This window comes from Streptomyces sp. NPDC058620, assembly GCF_042717135.1.
Classification (GTDB): domain Bacteria; phylum Actinomycetota; class Actinomycetes; order Streptomycetales; family Streptomycetaceae; genus Streptomyces.
Genome location: NZ_JBHXQO010000023.1, coordinates 1 through 20,844, shown reverse-complemented (window position 1 = coordinate 20,844; position 20,844 = coordinate 1). Strand labels below are relative to the sequence as shown.

Sequence of the window (20,844 nt, the reverse complement as noted above, 5' to 3'; positions counted from 1 at the left end):
GGCTTTTTGCCGGTCTTTTGCCTGCGGATCAGCCGGTGCGGCGCAGCAGCGCGAGGTACATCGCGTCCGTGCCGTGCAGGTGGGGCCAGAGCTGTACGTCGGGGCCGTCACCGAGCGCGGGCACTCCCGGCATCAGGGGACGGGCATCCACCCACTCGGCTTCGACGGGCTGTCCGCCACGGCCCTTGAGTACGTCGTCCACAACGACCCGGGTCTCCGCGAGATGCGGTGAGCAGGTCGCGTAGCCGACGACTCCGCCGATTCGCACGGCCTTCAACGCCTCGCGCAGCAGGCCGCGTTGGAGCGGGGCGAAGCTTTCGAGGTCCTCGGCCCTGCGCCGCCAGCGCGCTTCCGGACGACGGCGCAGGGCGCCCAGTCCGGAGCACGGAACGTCCATCAGGACCCGGTCGAAGGAGCCCGGCTGCCACGGCGGGCGGGTGCCGTCGGCGGTGATCACCTGGTACGGGCCCGGGTTGCCGGCCAGCGACCGCTCGACGAGCCGCGCACGGTGCGGCTGCTTCTCGGCGGCGAGGAGAGCGGCGCCCCGGCCGGCCGCGAGAGCCGCCAGCAGGGCGGCCTTGCCGCCGGGTCCCGCGCAGCCGTCGAGCCAGCGGCTGTCCCTGCCCTCCACCGGCGCGTTGGCCAGGGCGGCGGCGACGAGCTGACTGCCCTCGTCCTGGACTCCGGCGCTGCCGTCCTGGACGGCGGTCAGTGCTCCCGGCTCGCCGCCCTCGGCCATCCGCACGGCGTAGGGCGACCAGCGGCCGGGAAGGCCGTTGTCCTCGCCGAGGGCGGCCAGGAGTTCGTCGGTGGTGGAGCGGCCGGGCCGGGCGACCAGGGTCACCTCGGGCCGCTCGTTGTCGGCTTCGAGCAGATCCTCGATTCCGGCGCGGCCTCCGCCGAGGGCGTCCCAGAGTGCGGAGACGATCCACCGCGGATGCGAGTGGACGATGGAGAGATGGTCCTCGGCGTCCTTCTCGTACGAGGGGGCGACCCGCTCCACCCAGCCGTCCAGGTCGTGCGCCGTCACCTTCCGCAGCACGGCGTTGACGAACTTGGCGCGCCCCTCGCCCAGCACCACGCGGGCCAGCTCGACGCTGGCCGAGACGGCGGCATGGGTCGGAATGCGGGTGCCCAGCAGCTGGTGCACGCCCATGTTGAGGACGTCCAGCACCGGCGGGTCGACCTCGCGCAGCGGCCGGTCGATGCAGGCGGCGACGATCGCGTCGTACGTGCCCTGACGGCGCAGCGTCCCGTAGACCAGCTCGGTGGCGAGCGCCGCGTCCCTGCCGTCGAAGTCGCCCTTGGCCCGTGCCTTCTTCAGCAGGGGAGGCAGGACGAGGTTGGCGTACGCGTCGCGTTCGTCGACGGCCCGCAGCGCCTCGAAGGCGAGGAACCGGACCGGGTCCTTCTGAGGACGGCGATGCGGCTTGGCGGGACGGCGACGCTGCTGGTCAGTCACGAGAAAGGTGCTCCGCTGAAGGTGAGGGGACGACCCTCCCAGGGTACGTCGCAGCCGAGGCGGGCCCGTCCGGCGCCCGAGGACGCAGGAGGCCGCCGGGCGCTGCCGCCGCCCTCGCTACATCCCGACCAGTTCGCCCGGCACGATCCGCACCCCGCGCGCCCAGTCGGCGCCCCGCATCGGCTTCTTGCCCTGCGGCTGCACCCACAACAGTTCCACGGCGTGCGAGCCGGTGCCCACGTACACGTTGTTCTTGGCGGCGGACAGTTCGCCCGGGGCCAGGTCGGTGCGGTCGAGGACGGGCACGGCCTGGATCAGCTTGAGGCGTTCCCCGCGGAAGAGCGTCCAGGCGCCGGGGGCGGGGGTGCAGCCCCGGATGACCCGGTCGACCCGCAGCGCGGGGGCGGACCACTGCACCTGGGCGTCCTCGACGGTGATCTTGGGGGCGAGGGTGATGCCCTCGGCCGGCTGCGGCACCGCGTGCAGCACGCCGTCCTCGATGCCGTCCATGGTCGCCGCGAGCAGCCCCGCACCGGCGAAGGCGAGCCGGGTAAGGACGTCGCCGCTGGTGTCGGTGGGCCGTACCTCCTCGGTGAGGACGCCGTACACCGGTCCGGAATCCAGTCCCTCCTCGATGAGGAACGTGGACGCGCCGGTGACCTCGTCGCCCGCCATGACCGCGTGCTGCACGGGGGCGGCGCCGCGCCAGGCGGGCAGCAGCGAGAAGTGGAGGTTGACCCAGCCCCGGGCCGGCACGGCGAGCGCGGCCTTGGGCAGCAGGGCGCCATAGGCGACGACGGGGCAGCAGTCCGGCGCGATCTCCCGCAGCCGCGCGAGGAAGTCCTCGTCCCTCGGCCTGACGGGCTTGAGGACCTCGATCCCGGCCTCCTCGGCGCGCTCGGCGACGGGGCTGGCGACCAGCCGGCGCCCCCGCCCGGCGGGTGCGTCGGGCCGGGTGACGACGGCGGCCACCTCGTGACGGCCGGAGGCGATCAGGGCGTCCAGGGCGGGTACGGCTACCTCTGGGGTGCCTGCGAAGACGAGCTTCATGGGGGCTGACTGCCTCTCGGGCCGAAACGTACGGTGATGAGCAGCACACCAGTCTAGGGCCAGTGACCACCCCCGGTACCGGGGGGCGTACGGGTGGCCGTGCGCCCCTCGCATATGCACATACGCCCCTATAGCGTGACCACATCCCCCGCTGGCGCGTTGGTCAAGAGAGATTGACCGAAGTGGGCCGCCTCGGTGCGGCCCCGATCCCTTTCATCGCCGGTTCGAGAGGCTTCTTCATGGCCGACCACGCAACCCACGACGCCCAAGCGCGGGCCAGTCTGCATCTTCTGGTGCGGGACATCGAGCGGGTCCGGCGGCAGGTGGACGCGCTGCGCACCCTCACCGCCCAGCTGGGCAACGTCTACCGTCCGCGCCGCTCCGGCCCGTCAGCGGGCTTCGTCGTCTACGGCAGGGCCCCGGCCCCCACCGTCCGCCTGGCCCAGGAACTGCGGGACAGCGTCGAGACCCTGGTCACGGCGGCGGTCGACTTCGACCGCTCGCTCGGTTTCTCCTGGGACGCAGTGGGCTCGGCCCTCGGGGTCACGAAGCAGGCTGTCCACCGCCGCTACGGGGCCCGCCGCAACGCCCCGAACACCGCACCGGCCGAGGGGGCCGTCGCCGCCGAGAGCGCCGCGCAGCGCCCCGTGGCCGCGGTCCCCGGTATGCCGGGGGGTCCCGCCGCCCCCTCCGGGCCCACGCTGCCGTCCGTGCCCGCTGCCCGCTCGATGCCGCCCCAGCCCTCGACGGCCGGCCCTTCGCTGCGGAAGGAACTGCGCCCCGGCGCCTTCCCCGGCCCGCGCAACGGCTAACGGCCCGCCTCACCCTCTGCCCCTCCGTGCCGCACGCACGGCGGGGCAGTCCCGTGAGCGGCCCCGGTCCGCCCCGTCCGCTCAGCCGATGTCCGGCGGATCGATCCTGATCCGGACGGGATCGCCGCCGCCCCTCGCCATCCGCGCGGCCTGCGCCGTCTTCAGGGCCGCGGCGAGCGCCGCTCCCCGCCCCGGCTCCACCCGGACCAGTGCCCGCTCCCAGGTCTCGCCCGGTGGGGCGTCCCACGGCCTGCGCGGCCGTCCGGGCTCGGCGGCCGGTACCGGCACGGGTCCCAGGATCTGCGCCTCCGGCGGCAGTTCCGCGGCGTCCAGGAACGCGGCCAGCGCCTCGGCGGGACCGATGACCGAGGCCATCCGGGACACCGGCGGGAAGCCGAGCTCGGCGCGCTCCGCCAGCTCGCGCCGTGCGTACCCGGCAGGGTCCCACCGCACCAGCGCCTGCACGGCGCGCAGCGTCGGCTCCGCGACGATCACCACGGTGCCGCCCTCCCCCTGCCCCCGTACGAGTGAGGCGGCGGAGGTCCACCGGCGCAGCGCCTCCTCACCGGCCCGCAGGTCGGGCCTGCCGAGCATGGCCCAGCCGTCCAGCAGCAGCGCGGCGGCGTACCCGCCCTCGGCGACGGGCTCGGCTCCCGGGGTGCTCACGACCAGGGCGGGTGCGTCCGGCACCGCATCCAGGATGTGGTCGCGCCCGGACGTCCGGACCGGCACGGCCGGGAAGGCCCTGCCGAGTTCCTCCGCCGTTCTGCGGGCTCCGACGATCTGGGCCCGGAGCCGGAAGGACCCGCAGCTCTCGCAGTGCCAGGACGTCTCGGCGCGCCCGCACCAGGCGCAGTCGAGGTCCTGCTGGTCCGGGGCCTCCAGCGGCCCGGCGCAGTGCCGGCACCGCGCCGGTGTCCGGCAGCGCTCGCAGGCCAGCCGGGGCGCGTAACCCCGGCGGGGCACCTGGACCAGGACCGGACCGGTGCGCAGCCCGTCACGGACGGTCTGCCAGGCGAGACTGGGCAGCCGGGCGCTGCGGGCCGCGCCGTCCCGCGCCAGCTCGCCGTCCCCGACGGTACGCACGAGGGGCGCCGCGCTCCTCAGCTGTTCCCGGTCGGCGCTCAGGGGCAGCGCCCAGCCCGTCTCGACGAGCTGGGCGGCTTCCACGGTGCAGCTCGTACCACCGAGCAGGAAGCCGCATCTGCCGTGCGCGGCCCGAAGCTCCAGCACCTCCCGGACATGTGGGAACGGCGCGTTGTCGTCGCTGTGGCTGGAGTCGCCGTCGTCCCAGATCACGACGAGGCCGAGATCGGCGACGGGGGCGAACATCGCGGCACGCGTCCCGACGACCGCCCGCACGGACCCCCGGCGCACCGCGAGCCACTGCCGGTAGCGCTTCTCCGGACCGGAGTCCGCCGTCAGGAGCGTGTGCCGCCCCTCCCCCAGCAGCCCGGTAAGAGCGGTGTCCACCCGCGCGGCGACCCGGCCGTCCGGTACGACGACGAGCGCTCCCCGTCCCGAGGCGAGCGTGGCGGCCACCGCCCTGGCCATCTCCTCGGGCCAGCGCGGGCCCGGCAGAGCGGTCCATACGGCGCGCGGCGCTCCGCCTTCGGCCAGCGCCCGGAGGAACGCGGGCCCCTGGCCGTACCTCTCCCAGCTCCCGCTCTCCGGCGGGGCGGGCGGCGGCAGGGGGTCCGGGGAGGGCTTGGACTCGGCCCGGCCGTTCCTGGGCGGCACGGCGAGCTGGAGGACATCGGCGAGACTGCCCGCGTACCGGTCGGCGACGGCCCGCGAGAGCGCGAGCAGCTCCGGGCCGAGCACCGGTTCGGGCGAGACGACGTAGGCGAGGGCGGCGAGGGCCCCCTGGTAGTCCGATTCGGCACGCCGCTCGATGAGGAATCCGTCGATCAGCCCGCCGCCCTCGCGCCGGCCGCCCCGGACGTTACGCCCCCCGGCCCCGAACCGCACCCGCACCCGGACACCGGGCTGCGCGTCCGCGTCGAGCTCCTCCGGGACGGCGTAGTCGAAGTACTGGTCGAGGTGGAGCACGCCCTTGTTGACCAGGACCCGGGCGACGGGCAGCTCCTTGGCCAGCGCGGCACCGCGCCAGGTGCGCGGCTTGGCCCGGGGCACTTGTGCCTTGCGCATGGTCTCCCGGATCAGCGCAAGCTGCTCCGGCGCCCCGGTGTCGGGTTCGGCGGATCGCTCGTTGTCGCTGCTCACAGCCAAATTCCTACCAGACGGCACTGACAGAGGCGCCGGGCGTCACGACGCCGGGGCCCGGACACCACGATCGGTGTCCGGGCCCCGGCATGAGCCAGACGGCTGCGTTCGTACGGCTTCGGGGCGGAGCCCTGGGGCTCTCATCCCCTCGGGTCCGTTACAGGCCCGCGGCCCTGCGCAGTGCTTCCACGCGGTCGGTGCGCTCCCAGGTGAAGTCGGGGAGCTCGCGGCCGAAGTGGCCGTAGGCCGCGGTCTGGGCGTAGATCGGACGCAGCAGGTCGAGGTCGCGGATGATCGCGGCCGGGCGGAGGTCGAAGACCTCGCCGATCGCGTGCTCGATCTTCTCCGTCTCGATCGTGGCCGTGCCGAAGGTCTCGACGAACAGACCGACGGGCTCGGCCTTGCCGATCGCGTAGGCCACCTGGACCTCGCAGCGGGCGGCGAGCCCGGCCGCGACGACGTTCTTCGCGACCCAGCGCATCGCGTACGCCGCCGAGCGGTCGACCTTCGACGGGTCCTTGCCCGAGAAGGCGCCACCGCCGTGACGGGCCATGCCGCCGTAGGTGTCGATGATGATCTTGCGGCCGGTGAGGCCGGCGTCGCCCATCGGGCCGCCGATCTCGAAGCGGCCGGTCGGGTTCACGAGGAGGCGGTAGCCCTCGGTCTCCAGCTTGATGCCGTCCTCGATGAGCTGCGCCAGGACGTGCTCGACGACGAACTCACGGATGTCCGGCGCGAGCAGCGAGTCCAGGTCGATGTCCGACGCGTGCTGCGAGGAGACGACGACCGTGTCGAGGCGGACGGCCTTGTCGCCGTCGTACTCGATGGTGACCTGCGTCTTGCCGTCGGGGCGCAGGTACGGGATGGTCCCGTTCTTGCGGACCTCGGACAGCCGGCGCGAGAGCCGGTGCGCGATGTGGATCGGCAGGGGCATCAGCTCGGGCGTCTCGTCGCACGCGTAGCCGAACATGAGGCCCTGGTCGCCCGCGCCCTGCTTGTCGAGCTCGTCCTCGTCGCCCTCGACGCGCTGCTCGTACGCCGTGTCGACGCCCTGAGCGATGTCCGGGGACTGCGCGCCGATGGACACCGAGACGCCGCAGGAGGCGCCGTCGAAGCCCTTCTTGGAGGAGTCGTAGCCGATCTCCAGGACCTTGTTGCGTACAAGGTTGGGAATGTCGGCGTAGGCCTTGGTCGTGACCTCACCCGCGACATGCACCAGACCAGTGGTGATCAAGGTCTCGACGGCGACGCGCGAGGACGGGTCCTCGCGCAGGAGCGCATCGAGAATCGTGTCGCTGATCTGGTCAGCGATCTTGTCGGGGTGACCCTCGGTGACGGACTCCGAGGTGAAGAGACGGCGGGACACATCGCTCCCTGGGGTTGCAGCGGCTGCTGGCTGATCATTGATGGAACGTCCGGGAGCTGCGCCCGGCACGTTCCGTCGGCCAGTTTATCGGTCGGTTCCGGCGCTTGGGCCACGCGTCTCGCCCCTTGGGAGTTCTGTGACATGCGGCACTGATGACACCAGTGTGACAATCCCTCCCGCTGGGCGACATAAACATCCGCTTTCCGATATTTTCAGCCACCCGGAGGAGGGAACCCGGAATCTAGCCGAAATGTGCTGCCACAAGGTCCCAGACCGTGTCGGCGAGGGCCTCTTTGGGCCCGTATGGCACCGAGGTCTCCCCGCCGTCGGCGGCCAGCACCACGGCCTCGTTCTCCTCGGAGCCGAAGGTCTTGCGCTCCCCCACCTCGTTGACGACCAGCAGGTCACAACCCTTGCGCCGAAGTTTCTCGCGCCCGTTGGCCAGTACGTTGTCGGTCTCGGCCGCGAATCCGACGACGAGCTGACCGGGCCGGGCCCGGTCGGCGGAGATTTCCGCGAGGATGTCCGGATTGCGGACCAGGGCCACGGGCTCGGGCTCGTGCCCGTCCTTCTTCTTGATCTTGCCCGTCGCGTACACCGCGGGGCGGAAGTCGGCGACGGCCGCGGCCATCACCACCACGTCGGCGTCGGCCGCGGCCTTGAGCATGGCCTCGCGCAGTTGTACGGCGGTCCCCACCCGCAGGACATCGGCTCCCGCCGGGTCCGGCAGCCCGGTGTTGGCCTCGACGAGGGTGACCCGGGCGCCCCGGGCGACCGCGGTGCGGGCCAGGGCGTAGCCCTGCTTCCCGGAGGAACGGTTGCCCAGGTAGCGGACGGGGTCGAGGGGCTCGCGCGTACCGCCCGCGCTGATGACCACGTGGCGGCCCGCGAGGTCGGCGGCGGCGGTTCCCCTGGTGAGGACCCGCCGGCAGACCTCGAAGATCTCGCCCGGGTCGGGCAGCCGGCCCTTGCCGGTGTCGACTCCGGTGAGCCGGCCGACGGCCGGTTCGATGACGACGGCCCCGCGCCTGCGCAGCGTGGCGACGTTCTCCTGGGTGGCCGGGTGCTCCCACATCTCGGTGTGCATGGCGGGGGCGAAGACCACCGGACAGCGGGCCGTGAGCAGGGTGTTGGTGAGGAGGTCGTCGGCGAGGCCGTGGGCGGCCCTGGCGAGCATGTCGGCGGTCGCGGGCGCCACGACGACGAGGTCGGCGGCCTGTCCGGTGCGGACGTGCGGCACCTGGTGGACGTCGTTCCAGACCTCGGTCGACACAGGATGGCCGGAAAGCGCGGACCAGGTGGCGGCGCCCACGAAATGCAGCGACGCCTCGGTCGGTACGACCTGGACGTCGTGGCCGGACTCGGTCAGTCGGCGCAGCAACTCGCACGCCTTGTAGGCGGCGATTCCGCCGCTGACCCCCAGGACGACCTTCGGCTTGTCCACTGCCTCTCCCCGCACTCGTGATCCGGCGCACCCGGCTGCGTACGCACCGTCCCATAAGACACCACAGGCCCGGCGGTGGGACCGCCGGGCCTGTGGTGAAGGTGCTGTTCCTGCTTACTGCGCGGGGCCCTCGATGGCCTCGGAGGTCAGCAGGCCCGCGTTGATCTCGCGGAGCGCGATCGAGAGCGGCTTCTCGTGCACGTGGGTGTCGACAAGCGGACCGACGTACTCAAGGAGACCTTCACCGAGCTGCGAGTAGTACGCGTTGATCTGGCGCGCGCGCTTGGCGGCGTAGATCACAAGGCTGTACTTCGAGTCGGTGGCCTCGAGGAGCTCATCAATCGGCGGGTTGATGATGCCCTCGGGCGTGGAAATGGAAGAGGACACTCTCTGCCTTCCGAAGGGGGTAGAGACCAAAGAGATCTTTGATCGCGCGGTTCCGTGGTGTTCGTGCTCCGTGTCAGTCGCTGCTGCCACGGAGGCCGGAAGCCTGCAGCATCAAGGTTAGCAGCTCACGTGCTACATCCTCGACCGAGGTGTTGACAAGCGTCGTATCGAACTCGGACTCGGCGGCCAGCTCGATCTTGGCGGCCGCGAGCCTGCGCTCGATCACGTCGGGAGCTTCGGTCCCCCGGCCGGTGAGCCGGCGCACCAGTTCGTCCCAGCTCGGCGGAGCCAGGAAGACCAGCTGGGCGTCGGGCATCGACTCGCGGACCAGTCGGGCGCCCTGGAGGTCGATCTCCAGGAGCACCGGCTCGCCCGCCTCCAGGCGGTCGAGGACGGCGCGGCGCGGTGTGCCGTAGCGGTTGCCCGCGAACTCCGCCCACTCCAGCAGCTCGCCGTTGGCGACGAGCTTGTCGAACTCCTCGTTCTCCACGAAGAAATAGTGGACACCGTTGCGTTCGCCGGGTCGGGGCTTGCGGGTCGTGGCCGATACGGAGAGCCAGACCTCGGGGTGGACCTTGCGCATATGCGCGACGACCGTGCTCTTGCCGACACCCGAGGGGCCGGAGAGCACGGTCAGCCGCGGACGTACGTCCGGGGGTACGGGGGACGTCCCCCGGGATGTTGCAGCCATGGAGCGATTATCCAGGTTCTCAGGAGTGCCTGAGAACCTCAGGCGGCGCTGCCGCCGAACTCACGCTCCAGAGATGCGATCTGGTTGGAGCCGAGACCCCGCACCCGGCGGCTCTCGGAGATGCCGAGCCGCTCCATGATCTGCTTGGCACGGACCTTGCCCACGCCGGGCAGGGACTCCAGGAGCGCGGAGACCTTCATCTTGCCGATGACGTCGTTCTCCTGGCCCGTCTTGATGACCTCGTGGAGCGAGGCGCCGGAGTGCTTGAGTCGATTCTTGACCTCGGCCCGCTCCCGGCGAGCCGCGGCGGCCTTTTCGAGCGCGGCTGCGCGCTGTTCAGGGGTAAGGGGCGGAAGAGCCACGCCTACGTCACCTCGGATGTCGATCTGTCGGATACGGACCGGTGAGGAACCTAGTCGCCCCACACCTCGTGAGCAACGGACAACCTGTGCTCGTTGACTCTCGACGGAGACTAGCGGCCAAGGGCGCCGGAGTCAGCGAGAACGCAGTAAAAGTCCTGGTCAGCCTCAGCCTACTGGGACTTTTCCGGCATATTGCCCCGGATTTTGGTCAGGAATTCGTCAACACGCTGTTACGTGGCATGGTCAGCTTTCCGAGACGGCCGCACGGACCTCGTCCGCGAACCGTCCGGCGGCTTCGCGCAGCCCGGAAACGTCCGGACCGTGACGCAGCACTCCCCGGCTGACGCTGGGCACCACATTGCGCACCGCGGCACCGAACACACCCGGCAGATCCGCGGGGGTCGCACCCTGGGCGCCGATGCCGGGGGCGAGCAGCGGACCGTTGATCGCCAGATCCACCCCGGCGTCGCCGAGCGTGGCACCGACCACCGCGCCCACGGAACCGAGCGGCGTGACGCCCTCGTTCTCCGCGGCCATGTGGTCGAGCATCACCTGAGCCAGCGACCGGCCGTCGGCCGCGGTCGCGCGCTGCACCTCCGCGCCCTCGGGGTTGGAGGTGAGCGCGAGCACGAAGACACCGGATCCGGAGACCGCCGCCGCGTCGAGCGCGGGGCGCAGCGAGCCGAAGCCCAGGTACGGCGAGACGGTGACCGCGTCGGAGAACAGCGGCGAGTCCTTGTCCAGGTAGGTCGCCGCGTAGGCGCCCATCGTGGAGCCGATGTCGCCCCGCTTGGCGTCCATCAGGACCAGGGCGCCGGCCGCCCGCGCCTCCGCGACGGCCTTCTCCAGCACGGCGACGCCCCGGGAACCGAAGCGCTCGAAGAACGCGGACTGCGGCTTGAGCACGGCCACCCGGTCGGCCAGTGCCTCGACGACCGTGCGCGTGAAGCGCTCCAGCCCCGCGATGTCGTCGTTCAGGCCCCAGGAGGTGAGCAGCGAGGCGTGCGGGTCGATGCCCACGCAGAGCGGCCCGCGGGTGTCCATGGCGCGGCGCAGGCGTGCGCCGAAGGGTTCAGGGGTCACTTCTCGGCCTTCCGTGTCTCGGCGCCGACCGCTTCGGCGAGGGTCGCGTACGGGGAGGCGGCCAGGCGTGCGGCCAGGCCCTTGTGGATCGCGCGGGCGTAGAACGGGCCCTCGTAGATGAAGGCGCTGTAGCCCTGGACGAGCGTGGCGCCGGCCAGGATGCGCTGCCAGGCGTCCTCGGCGTTCTCGATGCCCCCGACGCCGACGAGCGTGAGCCGGTCGCCCACGCGGGCGTACAGACGGCTCAGGACGTCCAGGGAGCGGTCCTTGAGGGGCGCTCCGGAGAGCCCGCCGGTCTCCTTGACCAGCGACGGCGAGGACTTCAGGCCGAGGCTGTCCCGGGCGATGGTGGTGTTGGTGGCGATGATGCCGTCCAGGCCGAGCTCCACCGCGAGGTCGGCGACCGCGTCGACGTCCTCGTCGGCGAGGTCCGGGGCGATCTTGACGAGCAGCGGGACCCGGCGGTCCGTGACGGTCCGGTCGGCCGCCTCACGCACGGCCGAGAGCAGCGGGCGCAGCGCCTCGGTGGCCTGGAGGTTGCGCAGACCGGGCGTGTTGGGCGAGGAGACGTTCACGACGAGGTAGTCGGCGTGGGCCGCCAGGCGCTCGGCCGACTTCACGTAGTCGCCGACCGCTTCGGCCTCCGGTACGACCTTGGTCTTGCCGATGTTGACGCCGACGGTCGTACGGAAGACGGGGTTACGGGCCGCCAGGCGCTCGGCCACGGCCGCGGAGCCCTCGTTGTTGAACCCCATGCGGTTGATCAGCGCCCGGTCCTGGACCAGGCGGAAGAGGCGCTTCTTGGGGTTGCCCGGCTGCGGTTCGCCGGTGACCGTACCGATCTCGATGTGGTCGAAGCCGAGCATCGCCATGCCGTCGATCGCGATGGCGTTCTTGTCGAAGCCGGCCGCGAGTCCGAAGGGGCCGTGCATGCGCAGGCCGAGGGCCTCCGTGCGCAGTTCCCTGTGACGGGGGGCGAGCAGGGCGGCGACGAAGGTGCGCAGCACGGGGACGCGGGCGGCCAGGCGGATCCAGCGGAAGGCCAGGTAATGCGCCTCCTCCGGGTCCATGCGCGTGAAGACCAGCTTGAAGAAGAGTGTGTACATCAGAGGTGTCCTCATGAAGAGGGGGACACCGTTTCCGGTGTCCCCCATCTGGGCTGCTAGTCGCGGGCCGCGGTCAGATGCTCCGCGTGTTCCTGGAGGGAACGTACGCCGACGTCACCGTGGTTGAGCGCGTCGATGCCCTGGACGGCGGCGGCGAGCGCCTGCACCGTCGTCAGGCAGGGCACGGACCGGGCCACCGCCGCGGTGCGGATCTCGTAGCCGTCGAGCCGGCCGCCGGTGCCGTACGGCGTGTTGACGATGAGGTCGACCTCGCCGTCGTGGATGAGCTGGACGATGGTCCGCTCGCCGTTCGGGCCCTCGCCCTCGGACTGCTTGCGCACGACCGTGGCGTTGATGCCGTTGCGCTTGAGCACCTCGGCCGTACCGGACGTGGCGAGCAACTCGAAGCCGTGGGCGACCAGTTCGCGGGCCGGGAAGATCATCGAGCGCTTGTCGCGGTTGGCGACGGAGATGAACGCGCGTCCCTCGGTGGGCAGCGGACCGTACGCGCCGGCCTGCGACTTGGCGTACGCCGTGCCGAAGACCGAGTCGATGCCCATGACTTCGCCCGTCGAGCGCATCTCGGGGCCGAGGACCGTGTCGACGCCGCGGCCGTGGATGTCGCGGAAGCGCGACCACGGCATCACGGCCTCCTTGACGGAGATCGGCGCGTCGAGCGGCAGGGTGCCGCCGTCGCCGGTCTTCGGGAGCAGGCCCTCCTCGCGGAGCTCGGCGATGGTCGCGCCGAGCGAGATCCGTGCGGCGGCCTTGGCGAGCGGGACCGCGGTCGCCTTCGAGGTGAAGGGCACGGTGCGGGAGGCACGCGGGTTGGCTTCCAGGACGTACAGGATGTCGCCGGAGAGCGCGAACTGGATGTTGATCAGTCCGCGTACGCCGACGCCCTTGGCGATGCCCTCGGTGGAGGCGCGCAGCCGCTTGATGTCGTAGCCGCCGAGCGTGATCGGGGGCAGTGCGCAGGCGGAGTCCCCGGAGTGGATACCGGCCTCCTCGATGTGCTCCATGACGCCGCCGAGGTAGAGCTCGGTGCCGTCGTAGAGCGCGTCGACGTCGATCTCGATCGCGTCGTCGAGGAAGCGGTCGACCAGGACCGGCCTGGTGGGGCTGATCTCGGTGGACTCCGCGATGTACGAGGAGAGGCGGGTCTCGTCGTAGACGATCTCCATGCCGCGGCCGCCGAGTACGTACGACGGGCGTACGAGGACGGGGTAGCCGATCTCGTCGGCGATGGCCTTGGCCTCGGAGAAGGTGGTGGCGGTGCCGTGCTTCGGGGCCGGCAGACCGGCCTCGGCCAGGACGCGGCCGAAGGCGCCGCGGTCCTCGGCGGCGTGGATGGCCTCCGGGGACGTCCCGACGATGGTCACACCGTTGTCCTTGAGCGCCTGCGACAGACCCAGCGGGGTCTGGCCGCCGAGCTGGACGATGACACCGGCGATCGGGCCCGCGAGGGACTCCGCGTGCACGATCTCCAGCACGTCCTCGAGCGTCAGCGGCTCGAAGTACAGACGGTCGGAGGTGTCGTAGTCGGTGGAGACCGTCTCCGGGTTGCAGTTGACCATCACGGTCTCGTAGCCCGCGTCGCTCAGGGCGAAGGAGGCGTGGACGCAGGAGTAGTCGAACTCGATGCCCTGGCCGATGCGGTTGGGACCCGAGCCCAGGATGATCACCGCGGGCTTGGTGCGGGGCGCGACCTCGCTCTCCTCGTCGTACGAGGAGTAGAAGTACGGCGTGTTCGCGGCGAACTCCGCGGCGCAGGTGTCCACGGTCTTGTAGACCGGGCGGATACCGAGCGCGTGCCGGACCTCGCGTACGACGTCCTCGCGCAGGCCGCGGATCTCGGCGATCTGCGCGTCGGAGAAGCCGTGCCGCTTGGCCTCGGCGAGCAGGTCGACGTCGAGGCGCTCGGCGGCGGCCAGTTCGTCCGCGATCTCGTGGATGAGGAAGAGCTGGTCGACGAACCAGGGGTCGATCTTCGTGGCGTCGAAGACCTCTTCCTGGGTGGCGCCGGCGCGGATCGCCTGCATGACGGTGTTGATCCGGCCGTCGGTCGGGCGGACGGCCTCGGCCAGCAGCTCGGCCTTGTCGCCGGGCTCGCCGACGAAGGTGAACTGCGAGCCCTTCTTCTCCAGGGAGCGCAGTGCCTTCTGCAGCGCCTCGGTGAAGTTCCGGCCGATCGCCATGGCCTCGCCCACCGACTTCATGGTGGTGGTGAGGGTGGAGTCGGCGGAGGGGAACTTCTCGAAGGCGAAGCGCGGGGCCTTCACGACGACGTAGTCGAGCGTCGGTTCGAAGGAGGCCGGGGTCTTCTCGGTGATGTCGTTCGGGATCTCGTCGAGCGTGTAGCCGACGGCCAGCTTCGCGGCGATCTTGGCGATCGGGAAGCCGGTGGCCTTCGACGCGAGCGCCGAGGAGCGGGAGACCCGGGGGTTCATCTCGATCACGATGACGCGGCCGTCGACCGGGTCGATGGCGAACTGGATGTTGCAGCCGCCGGTGTCGACGCCGACCTCGCGGATGATCGCGATGCCGATGTCACGGAGCCGCTGGTACTCACGGTCGGTGAGGGTCATCGAGGGGGCCACGGTGATCGAGTCACCGGTGTGGACGCCCATCGGGTCGAAGTTCTCGATGGAGCAGACGACCACGACGTTGTCGTTCTTGTCGCGCATCAGCTCCAGCTCGTACTCCTTCCAGCCGAGGATGGACTCCTCCAGGAGCACCTCGGTGGTCGGGGAGAGCGTGAGGCCCTGTCCGGCGATCCGGCGCAGCTCCTCCTCGTCGTGCGCGAAGCCGGAGCCGGCGCCGCCCATGGTGAAGGAGGGGCGGACGACGACGGGGTAGCCGCCGAGGGTGTCGACGCCCTTGATGATGTCGTCCATCGAGTGGCAGATGACCGAGCGGGCGGACTCGCCGTACCCGATCTTCGCCTTGACGGCCTCGACGACGCCCTTGAAGAGCTCGCGGTCCTCGCCCTTGTTGATGGCTTCGACGTTGGCGCCGATCAGCTCGACGCCGTACTTCTCCAGGACGCCGTTCTCGTGCATGGAGATCGCGGTGTTGAGCGCGGTCTGGCCGCCCAGCGTCGGGAGCAGCGCGTCCGGGCGCTCCTTGGCGATGATCTTCTCGACGAACTCCGGGGTGATCGGCTCGACGTACGTGGCGTCGGCGATCTCCGGGTCGGTCATGATCGTCGCCGGGTTGGAGTTCACCAGGATGACGCGCAGGCCCTCGGCCTTGAGGACGCGGCATGCCTGGGTACCGGAGTAGTCGAACTCGGCGGCCTGACCGATGACGATCGGGCCGGAGCCGATGACCAGGACGGACTGGATATCGGTGCGCTTAGGCACGCTCGGCCTCCATCAGGGATACGAAGCGGTCGAAGAGGTACGCGGCGTCGTGCGGGCCGGCGGCAGCTTCGGGGTGGTACTGGACGCTGAAAGCAGGCTGGTCGAGGAGCTGAAGGCCCTCGACGACCTGGTCGTTCAGGCAGACGTGGGAGACCTCGGCGCGGCCGAACGGCGTCTCGGAGACCTTGTCGAGCGGCGCGTCGACGGCGAAGCCGTGGTTGTGCGCGGTGACCTCGACCTTGCCGGTCGTGCGGTCCTGCACGGGCTGGTTGATGCCGCGGTGGCCGTACTTCAGCTTGTACGTGCCGAATCCCAGCGCGCGTCCGAGGATCTGGTTGCCGAAGCAGATACCGAACAGCGGGGTCTTCCGCGCCAGAACGGCCTGGACGACGGTCAGGTCGACGGTGGAGGGGTCGCCCGGTCCGTTGGACAGGAAGAACCCGTCGGGGTTCACGGCGTAGACGTCCTCGACGGTCGCCGTCGCGGGCAGGACGTGCACCTCTATGCCGCGCTCGGCCATCCGGTGCGGCGTCATGCCCTTGATGCCCAGGTCCAGGGCGGCGACGGTGAACTTCTTCTCGCCGATCGCGGGGACGACGTACGCCTCCGTGGTGGTCACCTCGTCCGACAGGCTCGCGCCCGTCATCTCGGGGGCCTGCTTGACGCGGGCGAGCAGCGTGGCGTCGTCGGCGACCGTCTCACCGGAGAAGATGCCGACGCGCATCGCGCCGCGCTCCCGCAGGTGCCGGGTCAGCGCCCGGGTGTCGATGCCGCTGATCCCGACGACGTTCTGCCGGACGAGCTCGTCGTCGAGCGTGCGCCGCGAGCGCCAGTTGGAGGGGACGCGGGCGGGGTCGCGGACCACGTAGCCGGCGACCCAGATGCGCCCGGACTCGTCGTCCTCGTCGTTGACACCGGTGTTGCCGACGTGCGGGGCCGTCATCACGACGACCTGCTTGTGGTACGAGGGGTCGGTCAGCGTCTCCTGGTAACCACTCATACCGGTGTTGAAGACGGCCTCACCGAAGGTCTCCCCCACGGCCCCGTAGGCACGGCCGCGGAACACGCGGCCATCCTCCAGGACGAGTACGGCGGGAGACACCTTTTTCCCCCTCGAGGCATGCCCCGGATTGGAGATCGTCATCGTGCGGTGCCTTCCGTAGTGCTGTTCAGGTGATTGATGGCGTCGACCCAGGCCCGGTGTTCGGCCGCGTGGTCGGAGCGGAAGCCGGAGTCGATCAGCTTGTCGCCGTGCGCCCAGGTGATGACCAGCAGGCCCCCCTCGGGGAGGACCTTGCCGGCGAGCGCCTTGTCGAGCCGGGCCTCGCGCAGGGCCCCGGCCGGTACGAAGAAGTCCGCTGCTCCGGGACGTACGACGTCGAGTCCCTGCTCGCCGAGCGTGAGCTCGACGCGGCTGCGGGTGCCGAGTCCGTGGGCGACGATCCGGTCGAGCCACTGCCCGGCGGTCGTCGAGGCGTGGTAGCGGCCCGAGAGTGTGAGCAGTTTCTCGCCGTCCGCGAACCCCTCGGGGGTGACGGGCAGCTCGGGCAGACCGGACTGGAGCTGTCCTCGCCACTTCCATCCCTGGCGCATCAGCCAGTAGACGAGGGCGATGAAGACGGCCAGTCCGACGACCCAGCTGATCCGGGCGGACCAGTCGGTCACCTCGGCCGACTTCTGATCGGCGGCCAGCAGGTAAAGGGGGGTCAGTGTTGTCACGCGAGCTTCCCGTCGACGACCGTGGCACGGCCCCGCAGGAAGGTGTGGGTCACTCGGCCCGGCAGCTCGCGACCCTCGTACGGGGTGTTACGGCTGCGGGACGCGAAGCCCGCGGGGTCCACGACTCCACGGTATGCCGGATCGACGAGCGTCAGGTTGGCGGGCTCGCCTGCCGAGACGGGGCGGCCGTGCCCGTCGAGCCTGCCGATGGCCGCGGGGCGGAACGACATGCGGTCGGCGACACCCGCCCAGTCGATGAGGCCGGTGTCGACCATCGTCTGCTGCACGACGGAGAGCGCGGTCTCCAGGCCAACCATGCCCATGGCGGCCGCTGCCCACTCGCAGTCCTTGTCCTCGTGCGGGTGCGGGGCGTGGTCGGTGGCGACGCAGTCGATGGTGCCGTCGGCCAGCGCCTCGCGCAGGGCCATCACGTCGGCCTCGGTGCGCAGCGGCGGGTTCACCTTGTAGACCGGGTTGTACGACCGTACGAGTTCGTCGGTGAGGAGCAGGTGGTGCGGGGTGACCTCGGCGGTGACGTTCCAGCCCTTGGACTTGGCCCAGCGGACGATCTCGACGGAACCGGCGGTCGACAGGTGGCAGATGTGCACCCGGGAGCCGACGTGGGCGGCGAGGAGGACATCGCGGGCGATGATCGACTCCTCGGCGACGGCGGGCCAGCCGCCGAGACCCAGCTCGGCGGAGACGACGCCCTCGTTCATCTGGGCGCCCTCGGTGAGGCGCGGCTCCTGGGCGTGCTGGGCGACGACCCCGTCGAACGCCTTCACGTACTCCAGCGCGCGCCGCATGATCACGGCGTCGTCGACGCACTTGCCGTCGTCGGAGAAGACCTTCACTCCGGCGGCGGAGTCGTGCATGGCGCCGAGCTCGGCGAGCTGCTTGCCCTCCAGGCCGACGGTGACGGCGCCGATGGGCTGCACGTCGCAGTAGCCGGACTCCTTGCCGAGCCGCCAGACCTGCTCGACGACGCCCGCGGTGTCGGCGACGGGGAAGGTGTTGGCCATGGCGTGCACGGCGGTGAAGCCGCCCACCGCGGCGGCCTTCGTGCCGGTGAGGACGGTCTCGGAGTCCTCGCGGCCGGGCTCACGCAGATGGGTGTGCAGGTCGACCAGGCCGGGCAGCAGGATCTGGCCCGCCGCCTCGATGACGGTGGCGTCGCCGGCCTCGATGTCCGTACCGACCCGCTCGATGGTCTCGCCGTCGATCAGGACGTCCTGCGGCTCGCCACCGAGGATCTTCGCGCCGCGAATAAGGATCTTGCTCATGGTTACTTGTTCTCCTCGGTACGGGCGGCGGGTGACGTGTGGGCGGTGGCGGACTCGTTGCCGCCGAGCAGCAGGTAGAGCACGGCCATGCGGATGGAGACACCGTTGGCGACCTGCTCGACGACCGTGCAGCGGTCGGAGTCGGCCACGTCGGCGGTGATCTCCATGCCGCGGACCATCGGCCCGGGGTGCATGACGATGGCGTGCTCGGGCATCTTGGCCATGCGCGAGCCGTCCAGGCCGTAGCGGCGGGAGTACTCGCGCTCGGTCGGGAAGTAGGCGGCGTTCATCCGTTCACGCTGCACACGAAGCATCATCACCGCGTCCGACTCCGGCAGCACCTCATCGAGGCTGTAGCTGACGTCGCACGGCCACTGCTCGACGCCGACCGGGACCAGCGTCGGCGGGGCGACCAGCGTGACGTGCGCCCCGAGGGTGGTCAGCAGGTGGACGTTGGAGCGGGCCACCCGGCTGTGCAGGATGTCGCCGACGATCGTGATGCGGCGGCCTTCGAGGTCCTTGCCGAGACCGGCGTCGGCTCCCACCAGCCTGCGGCGCATCGTGAAGGCGTCCAGCAGGGCCTGGGTGGGGTGCTCGTGGGTGCCGTCCCCCGCGTTGACGACGGCGCCGTCGATCCAGCCGGAGGTGGCCAGCCGGTACGGGGCGCCCGAGGCGCCGTGCCGGATGACGACGGCGTCCGCGCCCATCGCCTCCAGGGTCAGGGCGGTGTCCTTGAGCGACTCGCCCTTGGAGACGGACGAACCCTTCGCGGAGAAGTTGATGACGTCGGCGGAGAGGCGCTTGGCGGCGGCCTCGAAGGAGATGCGGGTACGCGTCGAGTCCTCGAAGAAGAGGTTGACGACGGTACGTCCGCGCAGGGTGGGGAGCTTCTTGATCGGCCGGTCCGCGACCCGGGCCATCTCCTCGGCGGTGTCGAGGATCTGGACGGCGTCGTCGCGGGTGAGGTCGGCGGCCGAGATGAGGTGACGCTTCATCTGGGGTTCTCCGGGTTGCTGAAGAGAGGATTCGGGCACGCGGGCGTGCGAAAGCTGCTGTACGGCCTGACTGGCGGCGTACGGGCCGGGCAGCTACTGCTCGACCGCCGGGGCCGTCTGCTGGACACCGAGCAGCACGGCGTCGCGGCCGTCCTCCTCGGCGAGCTGGACCTTGACCGTCTCCCGCAGCGACGTGGGGAGGTTCTTGCCGACGTAATCGGCGCGGATGGGGAGTTCCCGGTGACCTCGGTCGACGAGGACCGCGAGCTGCACGGCGCGGGGGCGTCCGATGTCGCCGAGCGCGTCGAGTGCGGCGCGGATCGTGCGGCCGGAGAAGAGCACGTCGTCGACCAGGACGACCAGCCGGCCCTCGATGCCCTCTCCGGGGATCTCGGTGCGGGCCAGAGCACGCGCGGGGCGCATCCTCAGATCGTCGCGGTACATCGTGATGTCGAGCGATCCGACCGGCATCTTCCGGCCGGTGATCTCTTCGAGCTTGTCGGCGAGCCGGCGGGCGAGGAAGACGCCTCGCGTCGGAATGCCGAGGAGCACCACGTCGTCGGCGCCCTTGGCGCGTTCGACGATCTCGTGGGCGATCCGGGTCAGTACCCGGGCGATGTCGGGAGCCTCGAGAACGGGGCGTGCCGTGTTGCCGATGTCGTCGTGCTGTGTGTCCATAAGAAACGGACCTCCTTCTCCGCCTCACTGGACGGACGTTAAAGGACGTCGAAATTGCGTCACCCACGTTACCAGGGCGTGTGCGAGCCCCTGGCCCCACCCCCGGGAGGTACCGGTCCGGACCATTCAGCTTGACGCATCCAAGTAACGCTGCGTAACCTCACAGTGAGTTACCAGCCACGCGGCGGAGCCGCAAACTGTTCCAGCGTCCGGGGAGCCTTATGTCCAGCGAATACGCAAAACAGCTCGGGGCCAAGCTCCGTGCCATCCGCACCCAGCAGGGCCTCTCCCTCCATGGCGTGGAAGAGAAGTCCCAGGGCCGCTGGAAGGCCGTCGTGGTCGGTTCGTACGAGCGTGGCGACCGTGCCGTGACCGTTCAGCGCCTCGCCGAGCTGGCAGACTTCTACGGCGTCCCGGTGCAGGAGCTGCTGCCCGGCACGACGCCGGGCGGGGCCGCCGAGCCGCCGCCCAAGCTCGTTCTGGACCTGGAGCGCCTCGCCCACGTCCCGCCGGAGAAGGCCGGACCGCTGCAGCGTTACGCCGCGACGATCCAGAGCCAGCGCGGTGACTACAACGGCAAGGTGCTCTCGATCCGCCAGGACGACCTGCGCACGCTCGCCGTGATCTACGACCAGTCGCCGTCCGTGCTCACGGAGCAGCTGATCAGCTGGGGCGTCCTGGACGCGGACGCGCGCCGCGCGGTCGCCCACGACGAGGGCTGACCTCTCCACAGCAGAAACGTACCGCCGGGTGGGCGGGGGGCCCGGGGCCCCCCCCCCCCCCCCGGTGGGGACCACGGGCGCGCACCCAGACCC

General features: G+C 70.9%; 18 protein-coding genes. 2 read left to right on the top strand and 16 right to left on the bottom strand.

Annotated features, from left to right (window positions below):
- Positions 1-28 precede the first annotated feature (28 nt).
- Positions 29-1,462 (bottom strand): RsmB/NOP family class I SAM-dependent RNA methyltransferase, encoded by a 1,434-nt coding sequence (locus ACFWSK_RS21400; RefSeq protein WP_383788485.1) that lies wholly within the window; start codon positions 1,460-1,462, stop codon positions 29-31.
- A 117-nt stretch (positions 1,463-1,579) separates the two neighbouring features.
- Complete coding sequence (gene fmt, locus ACFWSK_RS21395; protein WP_383788482.1) at positions 1,580-2,512, bottom strand: methionyl-tRNA formyltransferase; 933 nt, start codon at positions 2,510-2,512, stop codon at positions 1,580-1,582.
- Positions 2,513-2,751: 239 nt separating this feature from the next.
- Here fmt and ACFWSK_RS21390 point away from each other — a divergent pair, with 239 nt between their 5' ends.
- The gene (locus tag ACFWSK_RS21390; protein WP_383788479.1) at positions 2,752-3,324 is read left to right on the top strand and encodes a hypothetical protein; all 573 of its coding nucleotides are present in this window, start codon (positions 2,752-2,754) and stop codon (positions 3,322-3,324) included.
- An 81-nt stretch (positions 3,325-3,405) separates the two neighbouring features.
- On the opposite strand, the gene ACFWSK_RS21385 is transcribed toward ACFWSK_RS21390, so the two are convergent.
- The 14 genes from ACFWSK_RS21385 to pyrR form a co-directional block, all read right to left on the bottom strand.
- Positions 3,406-5,550 carry a primosomal protein N' gene (locus ACFWSK_RS21385; protein ID WP_383788476.1) on the bottom strand — a complete coding sequence of 715 codons (2,145 nt, stop codon included), beginning with the start codon at positions 5,548-5,550 and terminating at the stop codon, positions 3,406-3,408.
- 157 nt (positions 5,551-5,707) lie between these two features.
- Positions 5,708-6,916 (bottom strand): methionine adenosyltransferase, encoded by a 1,209-nt coding sequence (gene metK, locus ACFWSK_RS21380; protein ID WP_383788473.1) that lies wholly within the window; start codon positions 6,914-6,916, stop codon positions 5,708-5,710.
- A 241-nt stretch (positions 6,917-7,157) separates the two neighbouring features.
- Entirely contained in the window at positions 7,158-8,360 is a 1,203-nt protein-coding gene (gene coaBC / locus ACFWSK_RS21375) for a bifunctional phosphopantothenoylcysteine decarboxylase/phosphopantothenate--cysteine ligase CoaBC (protein WP_383788471.1), read from the bottom strand.
- A gap of 114 nt (positions 8,361-8,474) precedes the next feature.
- Positions 8,475-8,747 carry a DNA-directed RNA polymerase subunit omega gene (gene rpoZ / locus ACFWSK_RS21370; protein ID WP_028814064.1) on the bottom strand — a complete coding sequence of 91 codons (273 nt, stop codon included), beginning with the start codon at positions 8,745-8,747 and terminating at the stop codon, positions 8,475-8,477.
- Positions 8,748-8,820: 73 nt separating this feature from the next.
- A complete protein-coding gene (gmk, locus tag ACFWSK_RS21365; RefSeq protein WP_383788469.1) occupies positions 8,821-9,438 on the bottom strand; it encodes a guanylate kinase in 618 nt (205 codons plus the stop codon).
- Positions 9,439-9,476: 38 nt separating this feature from the next.
- Positions 9,477-9,800, bottom strand: a complete 324-nt coding sequence (locus ACFWSK_RS21360) for an integration host factor (protein ID WP_328909038.1) — start codon at positions 9,798-9,800, stop codon at positions 9,477-9,479.
- A gap of 243 nt (positions 9,801-10,043) precedes the next feature.
- The gene (gene pyrF / locus ACFWSK_RS21355; protein WP_383788466.1) at positions 10,044-10,883 is read right to left on the bottom strand and encodes an orotidine-5'-phosphate decarboxylase; all 840 of its coding nucleotides are present in this window, start codon (positions 10,881-10,883) and stop codon (positions 10,044-10,046) included.
- A complete protein-coding gene (locus ACFWSK_RS21350; RefSeq protein WP_383788464.1) occupies positions 10,880-11,989 on the bottom strand; it encodes a quinone-dependent dihydroorotate dehydrogenase in 1,110 nt (369 codons plus the stop codon). Before ACFWSK_RS21350 ends, pyrF begins: the two co-directional genes overlap by 4 nt.
- A gap of 56 nt (positions 11,990-12,045) precedes the next feature.
- On the bottom strand, positions 12,046-15,354 hold the full coding sequence (carB, locus tag ACFWSK_RS21345) for a carbamoyl-phosphate synthase large subunit (protein ID WP_383788461.1): 3,309 nt from the start codon (positions 15,352-15,354) through the stop codon (positions 12,046-12,048).
- On the bottom strand, positions 15,347-16,498 hold the full coding sequence (carA, locus tag ACFWSK_RS21340; RefSeq protein WP_383788458.1) for a glutamine-hydrolyzing carbamoyl-phosphate synthase small subunit: 1,152 nt from the start codon (positions 16,496-16,498) through the stop codon (positions 15,347-15,349). Before carA ends, carB begins: the two co-directional genes overlap by 8 nt.
- Positions 16,495-17,073 (bottom strand): hypothetical protein, encoded by a 579-nt coding sequence (locus ACFWSK_RS21335; protein ID WP_383788455.1) that lies wholly within the window; start codon positions 17,071-17,073, stop codon positions 16,495-16,497. Before ACFWSK_RS21335 ends, carA begins: the two co-directional genes overlap by 4 nt.
- Complete coding sequence (locus ACFWSK_RS21330) at positions 17,070-18,356, bottom strand: dihydroorotase (RefSeq protein ID WP_383788454.1); 1,287 nt, start codon at positions 18,354-18,356, stop codon at positions 17,070-17,072. The genes ACFWSK_RS21335 and ACFWSK_RS21330 overlap by 4 nt, the downstream gene beginning before the upstream one ends.
- 2 nt (positions 18,357-18,358) lie before the next feature.
- Positions 18,359-19,351: an aspartate carbamoyltransferase catalytic subunit gene (locus ACFWSK_RS21325; RefSeq protein WP_383788451.1), complete on the bottom strand. Its 993-nt coding sequence runs from the start codon at positions 19,349-19,351 to the stop codon at positions 18,359-18,361.
- A 93-nt stretch (positions 19,352-19,444) separates the two neighbouring features.
- Positions 19,445-20,029, bottom strand: coding sequence for a bifunctional pyr operon transcriptional regulator/uracil phosphoribosyltransferase PyrR (pyrR, locus tag ACFWSK_RS21320; RefSeq protein WP_383788449.1), 585 nt, complete (start codon positions 20,027-20,029; stop codon positions 19,445-19,447).
- A gap of 221 nt (positions 20,030-20,250) precedes the next feature.
- Here pyrR and bldD point away from each other — a divergent pair, with 221 nt between their 5' ends.
- Positions 20,251-20,751 (top strand): transcriptional regulator BldD, encoded by a 501-nt coding sequence (gene bldD, locus ACFWSK_RS21315; RefSeq protein WP_014157378.1) that lies wholly within the window; start codon positions 20,251-20,253, stop codon positions 20,749-20,751.
- Positions 20,752-20,844 lie beyond the last annotated feature (93 nt).

Coding starts and splice junctions, on each gene's coding strand:
- fmt (WP_383788482.1), bottom strand. CDS start 2,512: ATGAAGCTCGTCTTCGCAGGCACCCCAGAGGTAGCCGTACCCGCCCTG.
- ACFWSK_RS21390 (WP_383788479.1), top strand. CDS start 2,752: ATGGCCGACCACGCAACCCACGACGCCCAAGCGCGGGCCAGTCTGCAT.
- gmk (WP_383788469.1), bottom strand. CDS start 9,438: ATGGCTGCAACATCCCGGGGGACGTCCCCCGTACCCCCGGACGTACGT.
- ACFWSK_RS21350 (WP_383788464.1), bottom strand. CDS start 11,989: ATGTACACACTCTTCTTCAAGCTGGTCTTCACGCGCATGGACCCGGAG.
- carA (WP_383788458.1), bottom strand. CDS start 16,498: ATGACGATCTCCAATCCGGGGCATGCCTCGAGGGGGAAAAAGGTGTCT.
- ACFWSK_RS21330 (WP_383788454.1), bottom strand. CDS start 18,356: ATGAGCAAGATCCTTATTCGCGGCGCGAAGATCCTCGGTGGCGAGCCG.
- ACFWSK_RS21325 (WP_383788451.1), bottom strand. CDS start 19,351: ATGAAGCGTCACCTCATCTCGGCCGCCGACCTCACCCGCGACGACGCC.
- pyrR (WP_383788449.1), bottom strand. CDS start 20,029: ATGGACACACAGCACGACGACATCGGCAACACGGCACGCCCCGTTCTC.
- bldD (WP_014157378.1), top strand. CDS start 20,251: ATGTCCAGCGAATACGCAAAACAGCTCGGGGCCAAGCTCCGTGCCATC.